Origin of the sequence: Bacteriovorax sp. Seq25_V (assembly GCF_000447795.1) — a bacterium.
GTDB lineage: Bacteria > Bdellovibrionota > Bacteriovoracia > Bacteriovoracales > Bacteriovoracaceae > Halobacteriovorax_A.
Genome location: NZ_AUNI01000020.1, coordinates 1 through 14,288 on the forward strand (window position 1 = coordinate 1; position 14,288 = coordinate 14,288).

General features: G+C 35.5%; 17 protein-coding genes and 1 pseudogene. 7 read left to right on the forward strand and 11 right to left on the reverse strand.

The window, feature by feature from the left end:
• The 4 genes and pseudogenes from M900_RS17820 to M900_RS12670 form a co-directional block, all read right to left on the reverse strand.
• Positions 1 to 446, reverse strand: a pseudogene (locus M900_RS17820) (hypothetical protein); the annotation flags it as partial.
• A 28-nt stretch (positions 447 to 474) separates the two neighbouring features.
• Complete coding sequence (locus tag M900_RS12660) at positions 475 to 1,683, reverse strand: hypothetical protein (RefSeq protein ID WP_021275604.1); 1,209 nt, start codon at positions 1,681 to 1,683, stop codon at positions 475 to 477.
• Positions 1,684 to 1,851: 168 nt separating this feature from the next.
• The gene (locus tag M900_RS12665; RefSeq protein WP_021275631.1) at positions 1,852 to 2,616 is read right to left on the reverse strand and encodes an ABC transporter substrate-binding protein; all 765 of its coding nucleotides are present in this window, start codon (positions 2,614 to 2,616) and stop codon (positions 1,852 to 1,854) included.
• A 13-nt stretch (positions 2,617 to 2,629) separates the two neighbouring features.
• Positions 2,630 to 2,917, reverse strand: coding sequence for a hypothetical protein (locus M900_RS12670; protein WP_021275364.1), 288 nt, complete (start codon positions 2,915 to 2,917; stop codon positions 2,630 to 2,632).
• Between the two features lie 480 nt (positions 2,918 to 3,397).
• Between M900_RS12670 and M900_RS17580 the strand changes: the two genes are divergently transcribed.
• A complete protein-coding gene (locus tag M900_RS17580; RefSeq protein ID WP_369751683.1) occupies positions 3,398 to 3,919 on the forward strand; it encodes an endonuclease I family protein in 522 nt (173 codons plus the stop codon).
• On the opposite strand, the gene M900_RS12680 is transcribed toward M900_RS17580, so the two are convergent.
• Complete coding sequence (locus M900_RS12680) at positions 3,916 to 4,380, reverse strand: 2OG-Fe(II) oxygenase (RefSeq protein WP_021275458.1); 465 nt, start codon at positions 4,378 to 4,380, stop codon at positions 3,916 to 3,918. The genes M900_RS17580 and M900_RS12680 overlap by 4 nt on opposite strands.
• Positions 4,373 to 4,960, reverse strand: coding sequence for a murein L,D-transpeptidase family protein (locus M900_RS12685; RefSeq protein ID WP_021275662.1), 588 nt, complete (start codon positions 4,958 to 4,960; stop codon positions 4,373 to 4,375). The genes M900_RS12680 and M900_RS12685 overlap by 8 nt, the downstream gene beginning before the upstream one ends.
• Before the next feature lie 130 nt (positions 4,961 to 5,090).
• Between M900_RS12685 and M900_RS12690 the strand changes: the two genes are divergently transcribed.
• Together M900_RS12690 and M900_RS12695 are read left to right on the forward strand one after the other, a co-directional pair.
• Positions 5,091 to 5,558, forward strand: coding sequence for a hypothetical protein (locus M900_RS12690; RefSeq protein WP_021275360.1), 468 nt, complete (start codon positions 5,091 to 5,093; stop codon positions 5,556 to 5,558).
• A 66-nt stretch (positions 5,559 to 5,624) separates the two neighbouring features.
• On the forward strand, positions 5,625 to 5,987 hold the full coding sequence (locus tag M900_RS12695) for a response regulator (protein WP_021275523.1): 363 nt from the start codon (positions 5,625 to 5,627) through the stop codon (positions 5,985 to 5,987).
• Between the two features lie 24 nt (positions 5,988 to 6,011).
• Here the strand turns inward: M900_RS12695 and M900_RS12700 are convergent, their stop codons facing one another.
• A complete protein-coding gene (locus M900_RS12700; protein ID WP_021275476.1) occupies positions 6,012 to 6,980 on the reverse strand; it encodes a deoxyhypusine synthase family protein in 969 nt (322 codons plus the stop codon).
• 131 nt (positions 6,981 to 7,111) lie between these two features.
• Between M900_RS12700 and M900_RS12705 the strand changes: the two genes are divergently transcribed.
• Both M900_RS12705 and M900_RS12710 read left to right on the forward strand, forming a co-directional pair.
• Positions 7,112 to 8,164 carry an agmatinase family protein gene (locus M900_RS12705; RefSeq protein ID WP_021275375.1) on the forward strand — a complete coding sequence of 351 codons (1,053 nt, stop codon included), beginning with the start codon at positions 7,112 to 7,114 and terminating at the stop codon, positions 8,162 to 8,164.
• 30 nt (positions 8,165 to 8,194) lie between these two features.
• Entirely contained in the window at positions 8,195 to 8,455 is a 261-nt protein-coding gene (locus tag M900_RS12710; RefSeq protein WP_021275588.1) for a Kazal-type serine protease inhibitor, read from the forward strand.
• On the opposite strand, the gene M900_RS12715 is transcribed toward M900_RS12710, so the two are convergent.
• Positions 8,452 to 9,435, reverse strand: coding sequence for a YceI family protein (locus M900_RS12715; protein WP_021275473.1), 984 nt, complete (start codon positions 9,433 to 9,435; stop codon positions 8,452 to 8,454). The two genes, M900_RS12710 and M900_RS12715, sit on opposite strands and share 4 nt — an antisense overlap.
• Before the next feature lie 285 nt (positions 9,436 to 9,720).
• Between M900_RS12715 and M900_RS12720 the strand changes: the two genes are divergently transcribed.
• Positions 9,721 to 10,179 carry a CBS domain-containing protein gene (locus M900_RS12720; protein ID WP_021275535.1) on the forward strand — a complete coding sequence of 153 codons (459 nt, stop codon included), beginning with the start codon at positions 9,721 to 9,723 and terminating at the stop codon, positions 10,177 to 10,179.
• A gap of 42 nt (positions 10,180 to 10,221) precedes the next feature.
• Here the strand turns inward: M900_RS12720 and M900_RS12725 are convergent, their stop codons facing one another.
• Both M900_RS12725 and M900_RS12730 read right to left on the reverse strand, forming a co-directional pair.
• Complete coding sequence (locus M900_RS12725; RefSeq protein ID WP_021275469.1) at positions 10,222 to 11,634, reverse strand: hypothetical protein; 1,413 nt, start codon at positions 11,632 to 11,634, stop codon at positions 10,222 to 10,224.
• 72 nt (positions 11,635 to 11,706) lie between these two features.
• Positions 11,707 to 12,447 (reverse strand): TIGR02147 family protein, encoded by a 741-nt coding sequence (locus M900_RS12730; RefSeq protein WP_021275352.1) that lies wholly within the window; start codon positions 12,445 to 12,447, stop codon positions 11,707 to 11,709.
• 68 nt (positions 12,448 to 12,515) lie between these two features.
• Between M900_RS12730 and M900_RS12735 the strand changes: the two genes are divergently transcribed.
• On the forward strand, positions 12,516 to 13,463 hold the full coding sequence (locus M900_RS12735; RefSeq protein WP_021275445.1) for a hypothetical protein: 948 nt from the start codon (positions 12,516 to 12,518) through the stop codon (positions 13,461 to 13,463).
• A 31-nt stretch (positions 13,464 to 13,494) separates the two neighbouring features.
• Here the strand turns inward: M900_RS12735 and M900_RS12740 are convergent, their stop codons facing one another.
• The gene (locus M900_RS12740; RefSeq protein ID WP_021275628.1) at positions 13,495 to 14,169 is read right to left on the reverse strand and encodes an inorganic pyrophosphatase; all 675 of its coding nucleotides are present in this window, start codon (positions 14,167 to 14,169) and stop codon (positions 13,495 to 13,497) included.
• Positions 14,170 to 14,288 lie beyond the last annotated feature (119 nt).

Genomic DNA, 14,288 nt, shown 5'->3' on the forward strand with positions numbered 1-14,288 from the left:
TTTCTTAGATCCATGTTCCCCTTAGAACCGTTGTTCCCGTTAGAACCGTTGTTTCCGTTAGATCCGTTGTTCCCGTTAGAACCGTTGTTTCCGTTAGAACCGTTGTTTCCGTTGCTACCAGTTGAACCATTTCCTCCGGCCGCACAACCTACTGACGAAACGTTACCTTGGTTTCCTGTACAGTTATTTCCAACTCCATTCCCATTATTACCAGTATTGTGGTTTCCATTTGGATTTGGGTTATCGTGCTGAGTCTGCGTTCCTGAAGCTGGGTTTTCTGTTTGAGTCCCACTTCCTTGTCCGCCGCCATTAGGGTTACCTGCTGTACCTGAGCTATTAGAGTTTCCATTGCTATTGCCATTGTTACCCGTATTCCCATTACTAGCTGCATTTACGTGAAAACTTATAAGCGCACACGTCGCTATAAGAGCTGCTAATTTTTTCATTTGTCTCTCTCCATTAAATGAACTTCTTTTATAAACTGTTAAATAATTTGCAATCTGTTCTTTCTACACTTTCCCCCCATCTCGCAGACTCTGTATCATTTGGATGAGATGAAAGTGTTTTATTTTTGTATCTTTTAAAATAAGTTGTAATTGTGATTGGAGAAACAGAGTCTTCGCATAATTTAACTTTAGAAGATTCTTCATTAAGAAGCTCTTCAAGTACGATATAGCGTGAATTGCTAATATTAAGTTGTAAGTCAGCATTCACGATTTTTGAATAAAACTTTTGAAGGGTTGTTATTTGTTTAAATATTCGATTGTCTAGGCCTGGAGTAGAGTAGTTGTCATATTCTGACTTGTTAACACAACGTCCGTTTATAATCTCACGCACATATACTTCAGCTTTTTTGATAGCATCAACTCTGTCATTCATTGAGCGACAGATATTTGAGATAACTCTATCAAGTCTTCCTTCAATGCTCTCGTCTTCAGTCCTCAACATATCTGAAATATATTCAAGAACACCTGTTGATCCAACTTTATTGAGTAATTCATACTGCTCGTTTGAAAAGCCATCAATTTCTTTTACTTCCAAAGAAACTTCATTAGGTTTTTTAAATCTTCTAAATCCCCAAGGGGCACTGTCAAATGAGAATAGCGGTAGTCCGCGGTGGAATTTAATTTCTCTAACTACTCTAGGGACTGTTGAATAATAAAGATCAAAGATTCCTGAATTACTGACGCTTTTTATGAGATAAGCATGTCTAATACCATTTGCTTTTGTTACGTAGATATCTCCACTTCTGATATCAGAAATTGCAATTGGATAGGTATCTGTTTGAGCAAGGATTGTCGTTCCTGAGTGAACAGCAAGTTTACTGATAAATGCCTTAACTCGATCAATTTCATTTTCCATACTGTTGAAGTAATTTCCAGTATTCGAAATATACTTAGCCGAAAATATGCCTTTTCTTGCAGGATTTAAAACTTTAAACGGTAGCTTATTTTCGAATGAGAAGATAATACGTGCAGCATAGATAATATCTGCGCAATCAGTAGGAACACCGTAATATGGGCTAGTTGAGTCTGAGAAAATTCTCTTATGGAAACCGTCGTTCTTAATCCAATTTTGATATTTTAATTCGTACTCTTCTGACCAATCGTTCTTAGTCTTCCAAACATCTGCGTATGCAGAGTTAAATAACAAAGTTGTTAACAAAATTAAGAGTCTTTTCATAGCCGCCTTTAATATATTTTGTAACCACTAAAGTAAACGAAATAGTGCTCCTAACGGTAAAAAATGTATTTTTTATCTATCTGTAATCTGGGGGATTCTAGGGATTGTCTAGAAATACTCACACTGTTTAAGCAAAGATGATTTTCCTTGATTGAAGGATAGAGTTTCTTAATTTTTTTGGTATTTGTTCACAATTTTTCGAAATGAATTTGACTTCAATTTTTGTCTGATTTTAGATTGAAAAATCGTCTTAATTTCAAGGGCCTTCTCTGATTTTGAGGACACTCCAAAATAGCCGATAAGATTATTTTCCAAGTAGCCTGCTATTCGGAAGTTTTCATTGATATATTTGCGATCGAATGTGAAGTACAAGATCTCAAGGTTTACTGCAAATACATCTACTCGAGATTTACTAATCAAGTTAAAAAGTCTTTGGAAACTATCTTCACCAGAAAGGGCCACCACTTTATTTGGTCCTGAGTCGAGCATTGCTTGATAGGCAGGAGATGAGTCTTCATAGATAAAGCCCTCTATATTGCCGACCACTCTATCTGCTAGAGATTTAACACCTTTGTATATGAGCTTATCAGATTTTCTCACTATTACTGCTACTCGAGAGTTTATAAGCCTTGTTCTGATAAGATCAATCTCTTTGCTTGCTGTTCTATCGTTCAAAGAACATATTGCATCTGACTGGCCACTTACTGTCTGTTGTATTGCCCTTGGCAAATTTGTCCAGCGAATAGATATTTTATATCCCGCTTCCTTATATATATCTCGTAAAAGTTCAATGATAATACCTTCATTACTTGGACTAATGTCAGGAGACATAAAGAATGGTGGATAATTAAAGCATGAAAGCTTGATCTCTTTGGCCGTGGCCTGGAAGATCAAGCTTATTGTTAGTAGTACCTTAATTAATTTTTTATTCATGGCCAACTCACCATCAGCAGTTGCGAAACATTCTTCTAATTAATTTTTGATTACTAAATCTCTTATCACGTGGCCTCGAGGATGTGTACTTAAAATGCTTTTTGAGTACCTTTTGGCGCGGATTGTATTTATTATTTCTATAGTTTTTCTTTTGTTTCTTGAGTCTAATTTTCTGTTTTTCATTACTAATTGAAATCTCAGTTTGCAGAAATTTTTTTTGTCCTAGTCTTCTCGCAAGACTAAGGTCAAACTTAATTGGCGCAAAAAACAGAAGTAGTACAAATAACAGTCTATTTGTCATGAATACCTCTACAGTAAATTTCTCGGGATTTTTTAGATGTAGATTTTTGTATTCATGATGATCACCATTTTTGTGTAGATTTTAGCTGGAAGTTAAATTGATTTTGGGTGACTATCTATTCATGCCTTCATTCTACCACTTTATACTTTTTTATCAAACTCTCTAATGTATTGAAATGATTGCATGTTTTTTGCATTGAGCCATTAAAATTCAATAACTTCTAGCATTTTTTGTTTTCAGTTTGATCTAATAAGGTGTATAAGTTTTACATAATCGAACATCGGAGTTTTTATTAAAGCACTAACTTTTGTCCTGTTATTAATCATTTCTACAAATCTTTTTGCAAGTGAGTTTAAGGATATCTCGAATGATGAGTATTCAAAGCTTTCACACCTTGAAGGTGAAAACCTAAAAGATGAATTAAGATCAATTCTAAGAAAAGGCTTCCATGCAGTTGGATACAACAGAGCAAAAGAGATAATTTTCGGTCGTCTCGATAATGAAAATGGGGAAGTTTGTTGTGTTTATTCTGACCACAAATGCTTGAGAACAAAAAGTGTTCCTGACCATACGAAAATGAATGTTGAGCATACTTGGCCACAATCTAAAGGTGCGGTTGGAGATGCAAAAAGTGACCTGCACCACTTATACCCAGCAGATTCAAAAGTTAATTCAACAAGATCTAACTTCCCATTCTGTGAAGTATCTAGTCTAAAATGGCAAAATAAAGTAAGTAAACAAGGTAAGAATAAGTGGGGAGAGAATTGTTTTGAGCCACCGGCAGGCCACAAGGGTAATGTTGCACGAGCAAGTTTTTACTTTGCAATAAAATATGGGAAACAAATTGACGAGCATGAAGAAAAAATTCTTCGTGAATGGAATAAAGAAGACCCAGTTGATCAAGATGAAGTTGATAGAAATAGAGTAATCTATAATTATCAAGGAAATTCAAACGTATTCGTTGAGCATCCAGAGTTTGTTGATCAAATCAAAAACTTCTAAGAGCACCAGCCTGCAATAATCAGTCTACGACCGGCTTCGACTTTATTTATCTTATGTTCGAAGCCATGAATTCCGGTCTTAAAAATAATCATATTGCCCCATTTGGGTGTTTTAATCTTTTCACTCAATTCAGTATTTTTCTTTCGTATTTCTAAAACGCCACCCTCCGGTGCGTCTGTCGTCAGCGATAGGGAAAAGGCGAGGATACGTGAGCCATCATCATGCCAGATACCATCCTCTTCCCACTCATTTTTAGACTCTCTAAGGGAGATAATAAACTCCATGATCTTTACGTCACAATACTTTGCCATGGTTTCAAATATCAATCCTCCAGGAGCGGTATACTCGAACATGAGACTATCAAGAGCTGTCCAGTCTTCTTGTTTTACAAGCTCTCTGACCAGCGGAGGAAGATTTAATGTAGTGATTAGGTAGCCGTGAGTCTCGAGTTGATTATTCATGAGCCTTGATAATAACAGCTGTTTTCTCTGAAACTAATTCAAAAATTTCATCCATTTCCTCATCTGTTACAGCAACACAGCCATTCGTCCAATCAAAATTTGGATAGATATATGAGTAAAAAAAGTTCTTCAGGTCTTCATCATCAGAGCCCCATGGCATTAATTTGCCAAAGATTGACTTTAAGGTAGGATCGATTCTCTTTGGGAATCCGTGGATTTGAATAGCATCACCAAGATCATAAACTGAAACACCTTGTGCTTTCCCTTTGGCAATATCTTCTTTATTTGGGTAATTAATAAGTAATGATTTTTTAAAGTTACTCCAGCTTGCATTAAGCTTTTGTTTTACAAAGTATGTTCCCTCTGGGGTTTGGTTGTCCCCTCGGCGCGTCTTCGGTGCTGCCGTAAATAGGGGATTATTGTAGGAATAACTAAGTTTCACATTATATTCACGGACAATATCATCATTGCTAAGAAGAAGCATACGGCGCTCTTTCTTGTAGACGACAATCTTGTCTACCTTTTGGGCGAAGGATGTTGAACAAAAGAATAGAATCGCAATAAGAGTTAGTTTTTTCATATCCTCTTTATATCAGTTAAATGATTGTTTTTGGTGTGAATTTGAAAAATCTATAAACTGCCTAAAAGTTAGACACCAATTAAATGAAAAAAAGCTTTTTATCCTAAATAAAATTTTATAAAATTCTCAGATGAAAAAAATAGTAATTTGTATTCTTATTCTTATTTCTCTTGGACTTGCTACTTTTTACCTAACAATGAAAGGAGGAGGCAAAGAGAAACCGTTGGAAACTTCTCAGGAAACTCCTGTTGTGAAGACTCCCGTAGAACGACTAGATTCTGAGCCAGTGACAAAAGAGGTAGCTGATGAGCTGTCTACTGAAGAGCTCGATTCTACCTTGAATAAAATCGAGGCCGAAAGCTATTCTCAACTCGTTGATTTGGTACATAACTTTATTTCTGAACATCAAAACTCATCTGAGCCTAAAACAAAAGAGCTTCTTGGAAGCTTAAAAGAAGAGCTGAATGATTATGCAAAGCTTCTTGAGGGGCTGGATAAAAATAATCCAGAGAAAAGTACTCCGATTATTGAGAAGCTTGAGGCAAAGAGAGATGAAATACTTGATATTATTGATGATATTAGTGTGATCGAGCATTAAAAGCTTTCAATAAATTCGAACATAACTTATCATACTTATTAATATAATATTTGAGAGAGTCTTGTGGTGAGAAAAAAAATTTTATTAGTTGATGACGATAATATCTTTAGAAGCACATTAGGTGGCTCACTAACGGATAATAACTTTAATGTCGAGGTTATCGACGCCAAAGATCCTATCGATGCTATCGATAAATTTCATCAATTTAAAGATTCTCTTACTCATGTCGTTGTTGATTACTATATGCCTATTGAAAATGGTCTTGAGTTTTGTAAGTTAGTGAAGTCTTCAAACCCTGATATAATTGTTATTTTATTCTCAGGCGATACAGATTTAGAGAAGACTATTAAAACTGGATTTGTTGATCGATTTTTTAGAAAAGACCGTCCAAAGCAGCTCGTAAATTACCTATTGGATCAAGAGTCTTAAGGACTCTTGACCCGCAAAGTTTAATTATAAATCTAAAATATATGCAAAGATTAGTGGTGCAACGATTGTTGCATCAGATTCCACGATAAACTTAGGTGTCTCAGCAGCAAGTTTTCCCCAAGTAATTTTTTCGTTTGGAACTGCTCCGGAGTAAGAACCATAACTTGTTGTTGAATCAGAAATCTGACAGAAGTAGCCCCAAAGCGGAGTGTCTCTTTCAAGGTCTTGTTGAAGCATTGGAACAACACAAATTGGGAAGTCTCCCGCAATCCCTCCTCCAATTTGGAAGAAGCCAATTCCGAGTCCGTCTTTTGTATTTTCTGTATACCAGTTTGCTAGCCATACCATGTAGTCGATACCTGACTTCATTGTGCGCGACTCTAGCTCTCCAGTTAAGCAGTAACTGGCAAAGATATTTCCCATTGTCGAATCTTCCCATCCCGGAACAACGATTGGAATATTTTTTTCTGCAGCGGCAAGCATCCAAGAGTTTTTTGGATCAATTTCATAGTACTGCTCAAGCTCTCCTGATAGTAGCATCTGGTACATATACTCGTGTGGGAAAAAGTTCTTCCCTGCTTTTTGAGCAGCATCCCACTTTGCATAGATATGTTTTTGAAGTTTTCTAAATGCTTCTTCTTCTGGAATACAAGTATCTGTTACACGATTTAAACCTCTTTCAAGTAGTTTATACTCATCTTCTGCAGTGAGGTCGCGGTAATTTGGAACTCTCTCGTAGCTATTATGTGCAACAAGGTTCATTAGGTCTTCTTCAAGGTTTGCACCTGTACATGAAATGATTTGAACTTTATCTGCTCTAATCATTTGAGCAAGAGTTTTTCCAAGTTCTGCTGTACTCATTGCTCCAGCAAGAGTAATCATCATTTTCCCACCTTTTGCAAGGTGTGCCTCATATCCCTGGGCCGCATCAACAAGGGCCGCTGAGTTGAAGTGTTTAAAATTTTCGAGCATAAAAGACTTAATTGAAGCCATGTTTTCCTACCTCATCACATTTGTTTTTCGACACTTTTAGGTGCATTAATATTTTTTGGCAACAAACATTTTACTTTTTAATCTTCTTTTTTTTGTGGTAGAAGTCTTAGCATAATAAAGAGGTGTAAGTTATGGAAATGATTATTGATCCAAATGGCAAGGCAAGTGCTAATTCAGGTGTTTACGGGCTACCGTACAATGAAGAAAATTCAAAGGTTGTTTATATTCCTGTTCCATGGGACGTAACGACTTCATATATTGCAGGAACACATCAGGGACCTGAAGCTATTTTTAATGCAAGTGAACAGATCGACTTTTTTGATCTTGAGTACAAAGACGCCTATAAGCAGGGCCTTTTCATGCAAAAGGAAAAGTCTTGGATTAAAACTCTTAATAAAAAAATGAGAACTCAGGCGCAAAAGATTATTGATGCGAATGAAGAAGTAGAAGGTAATAAAACTTTAGAAGCGGCACTTAAGAAAGTTAACGATGCCTCAAAGAAAGTAAATGACTTTGTTGAAGCAGAATGTGACCGCCTTCTTGCTGAGGGGAAAATTCCTGTCGTTGTTGGTGGTGACCACTCAACTCCATACGGTGCGATTAAATCGTACGCGAAGAAATATAAAAAGGATTTTGGGGTCTTACATTTTGACGCACACTCGGATACACGTATCGCATATATGGGATTTGAACATTCTCATGCTTCAATCATGTATAATGCTAGCAAAGATATTCCTTCGATTAAGAAGTTTGTTCAAGTTGGAATCAGAGACTTCTGTGAACAAGAATATGAGTATACAAAGAAGAGTAAGAAATTTGATGTTTACTTTGATCTTGATCTTCAAAAGAGAAAATTAAAAGGCGAGAAGTTTGAGAAAATCGCAAAAGAAATCGTTTCTAAACTTCCAAAAAATATTTATATCTCATTTGATATCGATGGACTTGATCCAAGATTCTGCCCGCATACAGGGACGCCTGTTCCTGGAGGACTGGACTACAATGAAGTTGTTTTCATTCTAAATACTGTGGTTCAATCGGGGCGCAAAATCGTAGGTTTTGATCTTGTAGAAGTATGTCCATCTGGTGACGAAAGTGATGAGTGGGATGCTAACGTAGGGATGAGACTTCTTTATAAGATGACATCTGCGTGTATGGCGTCTCAGAAGATTATCAAAAAGAATTAAGTTTAATAAGTAATAGCCGATAAGTTCCTTATGAAAAGACTTGTCGGCATTTTCACATTTCTAATTCTTATCACTTCGTGTGGTGAAGACCCTTTCAAGGCGAAGACTGCATCGCCATCAAAAAATGCGGCATTAACTTCTGTAAAATCTACGACCGAATCATCTTCTGAAGGATGTATTTGTCCAATGAACTACGAGCCGGTTTGCGCTGGAGGCAAGACATACTCAAATATTTGTATGGCCCAGTGTGAAGGCAAGACATTTGAGTACTCGGGCGAATGTTCAAACTAATTGAAATATTTTAAAAATGGATTCTCTCCCCAGCCCATTAATGGTGCAGTAAAAAAAGAAACTATAATTAAAACGATCATTACAAATCCACTGGCAACAATATAAGTTATGGTTTCGCTATATCCTTTTTCTTCCATGTAAGTTGAAATTTTTCTTTGACTAAAAATTCCAAATACAATCAAGGCCAGAAAGACTATAAAACCAGTAATTAATGTAAGTGCGACATTCGCAAAAGAAGAATATTGAGATTCTTTTTTTGGCGCCGGAGTAACTACAACCGGCACTTTTTTGGGATTCGCAGGTACTACCTCAGCTATTGCTTCAAGGTCTTCGAGTTCTGACTTTGAAGCTGAAACTGTTTTTCCCCTTTGCTTCTCTTTGTAAAAGCGAGAGAAGGCCGGTTTTTCGTTTGAGCGATAACTTTCAATTGAGATATTGAGTTTAACAGTCTTAGCAATCAGGAAGCCAGAATTATCATCAAGAACTTTGTTCCATGTTAGTCCGAAGTCATCGCGGTTTAACTCGCCATCAAGTTTAAAGTAGAGTCCTTCAACCTTCGTCCACGGGTCAGTTTTTGGGCCTAGATAAACTACGTTAAGTTTTACATTCTTTGTCGTCTCTAAAATTGTTAGTGCAACTTCGATCTCTTGTTTCTCATTCAACTTTAAAAGAAATGGCGTGACTAGTTTTAAAGAAAGTGTTGGGTACTTTCCAATGTCAAAGAAATCACTGCGACGTAAGTGTGAGTCTCTTTTCTTGTCTGCCGTATCGATTGAAGCCGCAGCAATCTTTCCTTCGAGCTTCGTAATTTTGTTGCTATCTACTTCATAGTAGATTTCAAAGTCATTAAAGCGTCCTTCTACATCGTTGATTCCAAGGTATTTCACAGCGAATCCAATCTTAGAATGTTCTTTATTCACGAGATATGTTTCTGAGGCAAATAGGCATGTTGAAAGCAACATTAAAAATACTATTTTCATTATTTTTTACTCCTGATTTCGATGAGCTATATTACAAATTTGTACTCCTCTATATGGTAATTGTTAAGACTTTTCTGCATTTTAGTAGGGGTGGCACATATTATAAGCATGACAACAAATTGAATTTATTATGCAGCTAAGGAAGTATTAATTTAAAACGCTTAAGCTTCTGTTTTAAATGTTCTAATATAATTTATGGACGTTCTAAGGATAAGTCTACAGAAAGAGGTTAGAGTCGACCCTATGCTATTCTAAATACGTAGTACTAATCGTAAGAGGTTTCATATGGTCAATTACACTCCGAATTTACAAGTAGCCACCCCAGAGCTTGATGAGCAGGCGAGAATTTGTGCTGGGGACATTTTACTCAAATCTGCGTTGACACTGACGAAGGAAATGTCAATTTCAGATGCTTGTTCTTTAATTGATAAGCACAAGGCATCTGGAGCCCCTGTTGTTGATAGTGCTGGACGTTTACTAGGATTTTTAAGTCAAAAAGATTGCCTGAAATATATCTTGGATATGAAATATTATAATGGTGGCCCAAAAAGGGTTGAAGATTTCATGTCAAAAACAGTGATGACAGTGCACAAAGAAGAAACAATTTTATATCTAGCTGAGTTATTTTTAAAAAACAATTATCAAATGTACCCTGTTGTTGACACTGAAGGCTTCTTACTTGGAGTCGTGACAAGAAGTGAATTATTTTCACGAATTAATAAGCTAAGTCAGACAACTTGGTAAAAAATTGAGACCCAAGCAACTTTGGGTCTCATAAATTATAATTTATTCAATTAATTCACTTGCATAGAAACATTGTTGTGTTGTTTCATTTGTTTTAAAATGATTCTGTAGCCTTTGTTCCTCTGTTTGACAGGCAATTTTACAACTTGAGATATCTTCTGAAGTTAACTTCCTTTCAAATTTACCTTTTTCTTTTACTGATACTTTTGAGCGGCATATTGCTTTGTTTATGTATGTATCAACCAAATTCTCCCCTAGGAAAATATCCAAAATGAATTCTTTCTCCTGATCAAATTGATCGATAAAGCCACTTTTTTGGTAATTAAATGTATATTTACAAAGGCTAGGAGTTTTTGCATAGAAGGTTCGGGATACTTGTAAGTTATCTTCTCTATTAAAAAACTTACATGTTTGAGATTCAGGTTCTTCGCCAAGTTTTGTGATAATTTCGTCTCCATGTATACAATGAGTCCATCTTGATTCTCCATTTGCTCGAGAAGTTTCTCTGTCATGCTCATATTTGCAGAAATTGATACAATCATCCTTTGAATAAATGAAGGTTGCAGCCCCTGTCCCATTTGGTTGTGTTCCATATATTTTCGCACGACATGAAATTTTATGGTAGTAGTCGTTAATAATCTCTTTTTCATTGAAAAATAGTTGTACATGAAATTTTTTATTTTTAAATTTGTAATTTTCTAATTTAAAAAGTTCATTCTGCTTGAAATTATCATTACACATTGATCTCGTAGGAAAAAACCTTGTCGAGTAAATTTCATCTGACGAAGGTATGTAAACTTGGCATTTTTCTGACTTTGAAATATCGCCAAATTTTTCAATTTCTTTTCCTCCCCAGTTGCATCTCACTTCTCTTGGGTCCCCATTTGCTTCGTCGGTATAACGTTGATAGTAATCACTACATTTATCAATACACTGAGATGAGTCTTCATAGTTATACGTTGTCATACCTGGATGTCTTACAATTGTCGTTCCGTAGACCGTGATCTGACATTCAGGATTCTCCTTTCTCTCTCTAAATTTTTCGCCATCGAAGAGATAGTTTACGTGATATCCTGTTTTACGAAAATTCTGATTTAAAAGAAAGTCCACGTTTGTACGTGTTAAGTCTTCACATATAGACTTTGTTTGGGCCCTATATCGTTTGAATACTTCACCAGACTCATTCCATATAACAACACATTCTTTATGGTCTGGAAGAGTTCCGTGACTCCATAATTTTTTACTATCATAATAGCAAGAATAGATTCGTGGACCATCTTCTCTAGAGAGAAATCTATCACGATGATACTCGCACTTTGTACTACATTCAGCTTCCGTTTTTGTAGAAAAACCTACATCATTTGATTCAAAGTAGCGCTTACCTTGGTGTTTCGTTTGGCAGTAGCCTGCAAAGATTGGAATTGATATCAAGAATACCCCTAAAAATTTAATCATAAAAACTCCTTTGAAGTTATGATCGGTTAGGGGGAGTTATTTTATTTTTCTTAAGTCGGGACAGTAGAGCAACTAATAGTTTCGACATGGAAAAAATTGAATATTGATTTTGTATACAAGATCAGCATTTTCTGTTTTGTCATATTTCTTAGCAAAGCTTCTGTAGAATTCAAATAACTCATCTTTTGCTTTTGCAAGATCAGCTTCCTCAATTGCTATCGTTCCTGCAATATATTCGCGCACCTCTACAGGAGTGTTATATAATGCTTCTTCTGCAAGATTCAGACTATGTGAGTGATGCTTTTTTATTTTTAAATCAGAAACTTCTGTCTGTGAAGAAATAGGATTTGTTAAACGTAAGAGTTTACCGTCTCTTATAGTCAGGTAATTGTATGCAATTAAATCTTTCAGGCACTCTTCAGCTCTACTTTCTTTGATGAAAAGTTGCTGACTAATCCATTTTGCATTACCTTGATTGCCTTTTAATTTACATAAATTTAAAATGGCAAAGTACTCCCAGTCGGAAATTGGGTGAAACTCGGCTTCTTCGAGTATTTTAAATTTTAATCTCTTCTGTAAAGATGCCTCAGCGTATTGATTGATCAGTAATTCTCTTTCTTCTTCTGACTGAGTTATATTTCCAATAATTGTCTGGAGATTTCTCTCTGATGGGACTCTCGAACCATTAATTATTTCGGCAATTGTTGTTTTGCCTACTCCTAGATCAAGAGCAAAGCTTCTTATTGAGTAGTTATTTTTATTCTTTTGTCTTTCTTCTAAAACACTTTTCAAGTAACTAGAAAAATCTTTCATTTCTGTCCCGAGTTAGAGTAGGTAAAAAAAAATAATCATTTTTTAAAATATTAGTTTATTCTATATGTATGAAAAAGAAAATATTACTGTTCCTAATTTTAATTTATTCTTCTGTTACAGCATCAGATGTCGTGAGAAATGGTGGAGGTATCTCAGAGCAAAATATTATTTTTGCTTTTGAAAAACTTCCTGAATTTTTAAATATTTGTTTGAGTCAGAATACATGTGTCACTAATGAGTCTGAAGTTAATTTGATTGAAAGTATTGTGCAGTCTTATAATAATGAAGGGAAAAATAATATAGTTTTCAAATCAGAAAGAAAAAATCCCGGCTTTTTTGTCATTGATGGGCTTGAAAAAATTGCGATTACTGGAAATCGTGTTGGAGATATAATTTATGTAAATACTGATCTTCTCTATAAAAAAGATAAGAATGAAATGACTAAATTTTTCCAAGTCTCACAGGCCGTTCAGTTACTTGTCCATGAGTTAGGCCATCACCATGGAGACTATACTCATGACTTTTTAGATTCTGTAGGGGCGAGAGTAAGGTCATTTTTTGAGGGAAGACTTGCAGAAGTATTTTATTCACCGTTTATTTTTGATATGAGTGTCTTATCTCTTCATGGAAACTCTTATACGACAAATGGAATATTGATCTTAAATACTGGAGTAGAGCTTATTTCTTTGAGCAAACTTTTTAATGTCTATGGATGTCCAGCTTCAAGTCTTGGAGAGTTGAATAGATTGAAGAATCAAAAATATCATTTCTACAATATTAGTTGGAAGCATGATGATGGTCCTTTAATGAGTGGGAAAAAATCATTTTCTGGTACATTTGTACTGATGTGTGAATATGAAAATATTGGGAATCATTCTAGGTATCATTCTTTTGATATCGAGTTTGATATTTCACAACATCTAGGAATAGGCAGTGTCGAACTTAAAAAGAAGCCATTTCTTCGTCGGATTAAGCCTTTATATAAAGTAAGCAATGGAAATATTTTGAAATTATAAAAGAAAGCCTGCAATTGCAGGCTTTAATTTTTTATAGCTTTGAAAAGTATTCAGCAGTGTATTTATCGTTGTAGTCTTCAATTCCAAGCTCGATAATTTTTAGAGCTTCTTCTCTTCCGTAAAGACCAGTGATTTCAACCTTTGCTTTCTTATCTGTTTGAGGAATTTCCTTGTAAGTTAAGAAGTAGTGCTTAAGTTGATTAAGGATTGCTTCTGGACAATCAGTAATATCTGTCATGTGACCATAAGTCGCATCATCTTTTAAAACAGCAACGATCTTATCATCAACTTCTCCACCATCTAGCATTCTGAAACCACCAATTGGAATACAGTTTACAAGAATATCTGCGTGATCAATATTTTTGTCTGTAAGAACACAAACATCAATAGGATCAGCATCACCGAAAAGACCATCTCTTCCTGTTTGCTTCATTGTGTACTCTGCTGACTTTTCCGCAGAGTATGTTCTTGGAATCAGACCGTAAAGAGCTGGGATGATATTAGAAAACTTTTGTGGACGATCGATTTTTAGGTAACCAGTCGCCTTGTCAATTTCATACTTCACTCTATCAGATGGAGTGATTTCAATATATGCGTTAAGAACAGACTTATCTTTGTCGTCCCAAACATTTACCCCATGCCATGGGTTTGGTCTAAATAGGTGGCCAGCAACTTTTAAAAATTCAGTAATTTGATCATTGTTCATTTAACATGTCCTTTCGAAATACAAATATAAAAAAATTCAAGAGACCGTATCATATCTTTTCTGGAATTTTAATACCTTTCTTAACTGCCCCCTTCTAATGGTGTTGGGGTCTGTCGAAG

Bases quoted from the DNA above. Each gene is read 5' to 3' on its own strand.
- M900_RS12685 (WP_021275662.1), bottom strand. From the start codon at position 4,960: ATGAAAAAACTAACTCTTATTGCGATTCTATTCTTTTGTTCAACATCC.
- M900_RS12700 (WP_021275476.1), bottom strand. From the start codon at position 6,980: ATGGCTTCAATTAAGTCTTTTATGCTCGAAAATTTTAAACACTTCAAC.
- M900_RS12710 (WP_021275588.1), top strand. From the start codon at position 8,195: ATGAAAAGACTTGTCGGCATTTTCACATTTCTAATTCTTATCACTTCG.
- M900_RS12670 (WP_021275364.1), bottom strand. From the start codon at position 2,917: ATGACAAATAGACTGTTATTTGTACTACTTCTGTTTTTTGCGCCAATT.
- M900_RS12715 (WP_021275473.1), bottom strand. From the start codon at position 9,435: ATGAAAATAGTATTTTTAATGTTGCTTTCAACATGCCTATTTGCCTCA.
- M900_RS12730 (WP_021275352.1), bottom strand. From the start codon at position 12,447: ATGAAAGATTTTTCTAGTTACTTGAAAAGTGTTTTAGAAGAAAGACAA.
- M900_RS12740 (WP_021275628.1), bottom strand. From the start codon at position 14,169: ATGAACAATGATCAAATTACTGAATTTTTAAAAGTTGCTGGCCACCTA.
- M900_RS12725 (WP_021275469.1), bottom strand. From the start codon at position 11,634: ATGATTAAATTTTTAGGGGTATTCTTGATATCAATTCCAATCTTTGCA.
- M900_RS12720 (WP_021275535.1), top strand. From the start codon at position 9,721: ATGGTCAATTACACTCCGAATTTACAAGTAGCCACCCCAGAGCTTGAT.
- M900_RS12735 (WP_021275445.1), top strand. From the start codon at position 12,516: ATGAAAAAGAAAATATTACTGTTCCTAATTTTAATTTATTCTTCTGTT.
- M900_RS12705 (WP_021275375.1), top strand. From the start codon at position 7,112: ATGGAAATGATTATTGATCCAAATGGCAAGGCAAGTGCTAATTCAGGT.
- M900_RS12690 (WP_021275360.1), top strand. From the start codon at position 5,091: ATGAAAAAAATAGTAATTTGTATTCTTATTCTTATTTCTCTTGGACTT.
- M900_RS12660 (WP_021275604.1), bottom strand. From the start codon at position 1,683: ATGAAAAGACTCTTAATTTTGTTAACAACTTTGTTATTTAACTCTGCA.
- M900_RS12680 (WP_021275458.1), bottom strand. From the start codon at position 4,380: ATGAATAATCAACTCGAGACTCACGGCTACCTAATCACTACATTAAAT.
- M900_RS12665 (WP_021275631.1), bottom strand. From the start codon at position 2,616: ATGAATAAAAAATTAATTAAGGTACTACTAACAATAAGCTTGATCTTC.